The organism is Micromonospora sp. KC213 (assembly GCF_004348325.1).
Classification (GTDB): domain Bacteria; phylum Actinomycetota; class Actinomycetes; order Mycobacteriales; family Micromonosporaceae; genus Micromonospora.
The window spans coordinates 1-5,834 of sequence record NZ_SMKF01000255.1; the positions used below are offsets into that span (position 1 = coordinate 1).

Sequence of the window (5,834 nt, forward strand, 5' to 3'; positions counted from 1 at the left end):
GGGTCTCTGGTGGTGGGTGGGCGGTCGTTGTCGGGTCCGTACACGATCACGGTGATCGGTGATCCGGCGACGATGGAGACGGCGTTGAAGATTCCGGGCGGGGTGGCCGCGACGGTTGCCGGTGACGGCGGTAACGTGATCGTCGAGGAGCGTGAGGTTGCCGAGGTTTCGGCGCTGCACGGGCCGTTGAAGCTGGAACACGCCCGTCCGGTCTCGTGACCGGCGCGGCTGGCGTCGGGCTTGTCCCGGTGCACCGATGGATGAAGGACGCGTCTGGTGATTCCTGAGGATCTGCGTTACACCGCCGAGCACGAGTGGGTGGTGGGTGCCGATGGCGGCAGGCTCCGTGTCGGTATCACTCATTTCGCCCAGGATGCGCTGGGTGACATCGTGTTCGTCCAGCTGCCGGAGGTGGGTGCGGTGGTCGCTGCCGGTGAGCCGCTGGGTGAGATCGAGTCGACCAAGAGCGTGTCGGAGATCTACGCGCCGGTGAGCGGTACGGTGGCGGCGCGGAACGAGTCACTGGTTGACGCTCCTGAGGTGATCAACACGGATCCGTACGGTGCGGGTTGGTTGTTGGAGATCGCTGTGGATGATCCGTCGATGGTGGACGGGCTGTTGACGGCTGGTGCGTATCGCGAGCTCACTGAGAGCTGAGTGTGTCTGTGCCGGGCGTGGGGACGATGATGTTTCCGCGCGTCCGGTTGCCCTGCATTTCGGCGCTGGCTAGGCTCGCCCAGTCGACCGAGAATCCCCATAGTTGAGCGTTGTGTAATTGCCTTCCCTGGCACGGGGGAGCCAGCCGCCGGGTGTGCGACTGCCCGGCGGCCAGACCCGCCATTACCTTGACGCTGACCGAACTGATCCGTGAGGTGGTCCCATGACGCGCCCAGGCGACGAGTTCCCCCCGCTCGACGTCACTTCGACGCTCAATCTCGGTTCGTTGGACGAGGTGCTGGAGGGTCCGGATACCGATGTGGTGCCGAGCCGGATGTCCGGTTCGTTGCCGCCGGGGATGGCGCTGCTGGTGGTGCGGCGTGGCCCGAATGCGGGTGCCCGGTTCCTGCTGGATCATGATGTGACCACGAGTGGGCGGCATCCGGACAGTGACATTTTCCTCGATGACGTGACGGTGTCACGGCGGCACGCGGAGTTCCACCGGGATGGTGGGACGTTCACGGTGCGGGATGTGGGAAGCCTGAACGGCACCTACGTGAACCGGGAGCGGGTTGAGGCGGCTACGTTGAGCAACGGCGACGAGGTGCAGATCGGTAAGTTCCGGGTGGTGTTCATCGCCGGTCCGCGTCCCGAGGAGGAGGCCGGCCGGGGGTGAACGAGCCTGCGGCTTCCTCGCCGCCCGGGGCGGCCCGGTCGCATCCGCTGATGAGTATCGGTGAGGTGCTGGGTCAGTTGCGGGTGGAGTTCCCGGACGTCACGATCTCGAAGTTGCGGTTCCTGGAGGCCGAGGGGCTGGTGGAGCCGCAGCGGACGGCGGCGGGTTACCGGAAGTACAGCTGGGATGACGTGGCCCGGCTGCGGTTCGTGTTGACCGCGCAGCGGGATCAGTATCTGCCGCTGCGGGTGATCCGGGACCAGTTGGCGCAGTGGGATGCCGGTGATGAGCCGTCGGGTTGGCAGCGGCCGGCGTTGGTGGCGGTGGGTCCCGGCGGTGAGGTTCCGGGTCGGTCGGTGGAGGAGCCCGAGTCGTCGCAGGTGCGGCTCGGGCGGGCGGATCTGGTTGCGCGCAGTGGCATCGACGAGTCGACGTTGGGCGAGTTGGAGCGGCTGGGTGTGTTGGTGTCGGATCCGCCGGGCTGGTATGACGCGGACGCGTTGATCATCGCGCGGGCGGTGGCGGGTTTGGCGGCGTACGGGTTGGAGCCGCGGCATCTGCGGGGGTATCGGTCTGCCGCGGATCGCGAGGTGGGTTTGTTCGCGCAGTTGGTGGCGCCGTTGGTGCGGCAGAGTGATCCGGCGGCGCGGGCGCGGGCGGCGGAGACGGCGCGGGAGTTGGTGGCGTTGTCGCAGCAGTTGCACGCGGCGTTGGTGCGGGTGGGGTTGCGGTCGACGTTGGGTCGGTGAGTCGTGGTGTCGTGCGCGCAGATCTGCCCCGGGAAGCGTGTCGTAGGCTTGCCGGGGTAAGCCTTTTCTGGCGCGGACGTGTGGCTGGTGCGCATGGGGTGGCCGTGTCGCGGTCCGTGTACCGTGCAGGGATGGGCGCGGTGGGGGCTTGGATGACGACGACACGGAGGCGGCGGTGCGCGAGCTGAGCGTGGTCGGGGTTCGGGTGGAGCTGCCGAACAATCAGCCGATCGTCCTGCTCAGGGAGGTCGAGGGCGACCGCTATCTGCCGATCTGGATCGGTGCGGTGGAGGCTACGGCGATCGCCTACGAGCAGCAGGGGGTCAAGCCGGCCCGGCCGTTGACGCATGATTTGTTGCGGGATGTGTTGGCGGCGTTGAAGGCGCCGTTGCGTGCGGTGGAGATCACCGAGTTGAAGGAGAACGTCTTCTACGCGGATCTGCTGATCGGGGACGGGGTGCGGGTGTCGGCCCGGCCGAGTGACTCGATCGCGTTGGCGTTGCGGGTGGGGGCGCCGATTCGTTGTGCGGAGCAGGTCCTCAGTGAGGCGGGGATCGTGATTCCGGACGAGCAGGAGGACGAGGTGGAGAAGTTCCGCGAGTTCCTGGAGCAGGTGCGTCCGGAGGATTTCGCGGGCTGAGGTCGTCGCCGCGGTTCGACCAGCTCGTCACTTTCGGTAGTGGTTTGCGGTGTGTCGTCTGGCTGCGCGGCGTGTCGCGGTTGTTCCTGCGGGGTAACGCCTTGCTGCGTCGGTAGGGTTGCCTTGTCGAGGGGTGCACGTTTCTGGAAACGACGTGTCACCGCACTGACGGGGAGGTTGTCGGGATGCACGAGTCGCGGGATCCTGAGCCGGGCGCGCAGCCGGGTGAGCCGGGTGCGCTGGGCACGGACGGTGACGGTGTGGTGGGTTACCGGGGTGTGACGGCTTGTCACGCCGTGGGGATCAGTTACCGGCAGTTGGACTACTGGGCGCGGACGTCGCTGGTGGTGCCGAGTGTGCGGGACGCGTCGGGTTCGGGGACGCAGCGGTTGTACTCCTTCCGCGATCTGGTGGTGTTGAAGGTCGTGAAGCGGCTGTTGGATGCGGGGGTGTCCCTGCAGAACATCCGTAAGGCGATCGAGGCGTTGCGGTCGCGTGGAGTGGAGGATCTGGCGGGCATCACGTTGATCTCGGACGGGACGACGGTGTACGAGTGCCGGTCGCCGGAGGAGGTGGTCGACCTGTTGCAGGGTGGCCAGGGGGTGTTCGGTATCGCGATCGGTGGGGCGTTCAAGGAGATCCAGGGTTCGTTGTCGCATCTGCCGGCGGAGCCGGCGACGTCGGGGGACGGGGGGTCCGTCGGGTCGGCGTCGGAGGTGGTGGGTGACGAGTTGGCGGCGCGGCGGGCGCGTCGTCGGGCGGGCTGAGTTTGTGTGGTGTGGGGCGCCGCGGCCGGTTGTCGGCCGCGGCGTTGTTGTTTTCTCGGTGCTTGGCCATGGGCTCCGGTCTGTCTCTTGTGGTGTTTCCGGGGTTCGGTCGCGTTGTTGACAGTCGTGGCGTTCCCAGGAATCCTGTCCAAGGCGTTCACTAGGAGCGCCGAATTGTCACGTTGAGTGACTTCGGTTGGGTGGCGTCAAGCTGATGCGGGTGACGATGCTGGTGGCGTCGGGGCCTGCCGAAGGACGGGAAAAAGAGCCGAAGTGCATATAGACCACCGTGTCGACGCGAGTTCGGGGTGGGTCGGTGGCGCCGTGGCGGAGGGTGCGGTGTCCGGCTGTCCGGTGGCGGGGGCGGTGGGCCCCGTTGGTGATGACGTCGTGGCGGACGACGTGGCCGGGGAGGCGGCGCAGTTCCTGGAGCTGTTTCATCGGGAGCGGCGGTTGCCGGGGCTGACCGAGCGGTTGGCGCAGGTGCGTGACGAGATCGCGGTGACGGGGTCGTACCGGCACACCCGTGACGAGTTGGTGTACGGGGCGAAGGTCGCCTGGCGGCAGTCGGTGCGGTGTGTGGGTCGGGTCCGGTGGGCCGGGTTGAAGGTGCGGGACCGGCGGCACGTGACGACGGTGGCGGGGATCGCCGGTGAGTTGGCGGCGCATCTGGCGGCCGGGGACAATGGTGGGCGGATCCAGTCGGTGGTCACGGTGTTCGCGCCGGATCGGCCGGGGGTGGGGCCGCGGGCGCGGATCTGGAACGACCAGTTGGTGCGGTACTGCGGGCACCTGCGGGACGACGGTTCGGTGTTGGGTGATCCGGCGCAGGTGGGGATGACGGAGGCGGTGCGGCGGTTGGGGTGGCGTACGCCGCCGGTGCCGGGCCGGTTCGATCTGTTGCCGTGGGTGATCGAGACGGCGCGGGAGGAGCCGACGGTGGTGCACGTGCCGCGGGAGTTGGTCCGTGAGGTGGCGTTGTCGCATCCGGATCATCCGTGGTTCGCGGATCTGATGCTGCGGTGGCATGCTCTGCCGGTGATCAGCAACATGCGGTTGCGTATCGGTGGGGTGGACTACAGTTGCGCGCCGTTCAACGGTCACTATCTCGGTGATGAGATTGGTACCCGCAACATGGGGGACCGGGATCGGTACGACCAGTTGCCGGTGGTGGCGCGGGCGTTGGGTCTGGACACCTCGCGGGAGGACAATCTGTGGCGGGAGCACGCGGTGCTGGTGATCAACCAGGCGGTGCTGCACTCGTTCGCGTTGGCCGGGGTGCGGGTGTCTGATCCGCACACCGAGTCGGAGCTGTTCATGAGGTTCTGCGCGCAGGAGGAGCGGTCGGGTCGGCCGGTGTACGGTGACTGGTCGTGGCTCAACGGCAGTGTGGGGTGGGCGGCGTTGCACGCGGTGCATCACCGCTACTACGACACTCGGGTGCCGAATCCGAACATCTGGCCGGTGCCGCGGGTCTACGACTCCAGCGGTGTGGTGAAGTCGACGCTGCGGGAGCAGCACGCCATCGCGCGGTCGCAGGAGGTCTGACGGGATGGACAGCGCGGCGCTGCGCCAGAGTTGGAGCCAGTTCTCGGCGGCGGGTCCGGAAGCCGCCAAGTATTTCTACGCGACGTTGTTCGTGGTGGCGCCGGAGGCCCGGTCCATGTTTCCGACGAACATGCAGTACCAGGAGGACAAGCTGCTCAAGGCCCTCGGGCACATCATCACGCACCTGGATGATCCGGTGGCGTTGGGGGTGTTCGCGCGGCGGTTGGGTGCCGATCATCGGCGGTTCCACGGCCAGGACCAGCATGGTAATCCGGTGGCGTTGTCGCAGCGGCACTACGGGTGGGTGGGGCAGGCATTGCTGGCCACGTTGGAACGGTTTCTGGGTCCGGGGTGGACGCCGGCGTTGAGGCAGCAGTGGGCGGCGGCGTACGAGACGGTGTCGCAGCTGATGCTGGCGGGGGCGGCGGAGTCGGAGCGGACGTCGCCGCCGTTCTGGGAGGCGGAGGTGCTGGGCGCGGAGCGGCGCCGGTCGGACGTGGGGGTGTTCACGGTGCGTCCGAACTATCTGTGCACCTATCTGCCGGGGCAGTCGTTGCCGGTGCAGGTGCCGCAGTTGCGGGTGTGGCGGTATCTGTCGCCGGCGAACGCGCCGCGGACGGACGGCACGATCGAGTTTCATGTGCGGGCGACGGGCCGGTTCTCCACGCATCTGGTGCGTCGGTTGGGTACGGGGGATCGGCTGCTGTTGGGGCATCCGACGGGGACGACGTTGTCGTCGTACGACCGGGCGCCGCACCTGCCGTTGCTGTTGATCGCGGGTGGTACGGGGGTGGCGC

General features: G+C 67.7%; 8 protein-coding genes. All 8 read left to right on the forward strand.

Annotated elements, in window-relative coordinates:
• Positions 1–219: DUF881 domain-containing protein (locus E1166_RS28875; RefSeq protein WP_132343026.1), on the forward strand; the 219-nt coding region annotated here is incomplete at its 5' end.
• 57 nt (positions 220–276) lie between these two features.
• A complete protein-coding gene (gene gcvH, locus E1166_RS28880) occupies positions 277–657 on the forward strand; it encodes a glycine cleavage system protein GcvH (RefSeq protein WP_132343027.1) in 381 nt (126 codons plus the stop codon).
• A 223-nt stretch (positions 658–880) separates the two neighbouring features.
• Positions 881–1,333, forward strand: coding sequence for an FHA domain-containing protein (locus E1166_RS28885; RefSeq protein ID WP_088962138.1), 453 nt, complete (start codon positions 881–883; stop codon positions 1,331–1,333).
• A 50-nt stretch (positions 1,334–1,383) separates the two neighbouring features.
• Positions 1,384–2,082 carry a MerR family transcriptional regulator gene (locus E1166_RS28890; RefSeq protein ID WP_207914617.1) on the forward strand — a complete coding sequence of 233 codons (699 nt, stop codon included), beginning with the start codon at positions 1,384–1,386 and terminating at the stop codon, positions 2,080–2,082.
• Positions 2,083–2,257: 175 nt separating this feature from the next.
• The gene (locus tag E1166_RS28895; protein WP_132261839.1) at positions 2,258–2,722 is read left to right on the forward strand and encodes a bifunctional nuclease family protein; all 465 of its coding nucleotides are present in this window, start codon (positions 2,258–2,260) and stop codon (positions 2,720–2,722) included.
• 185 nt (positions 2,723–2,907) lie between these two features.
• Positions 2,908–3,489, forward strand: coding sequence for a MerR family transcriptional regulator (locus E1166_RS28900; RefSeq protein WP_132343029.1), 582 nt, complete (start codon positions 2,908–2,910; stop codon positions 3,487–3,489).
• Positions 3,490–3,879: 390 nt separating this feature from the next.
• Positions 3,880–5,037, forward strand: coding sequence for a nitric oxide synthase oxygenase (locus tag E1166_RS28905; RefSeq protein ID WP_347813043.1), 1,158 nt, complete (start codon positions 3,880–3,882; stop codon positions 5,035–5,037).
• A 4-nt stretch (positions 5,038–5,041) separates the two neighbouring features.
• The coding region (locus E1166_RS28910) for a globin domain-containing protein (RefSeq protein ID WP_243710575.1) at positions 5,042–5,834 on the forward strand (793 nt) is incomplete at its 3' end.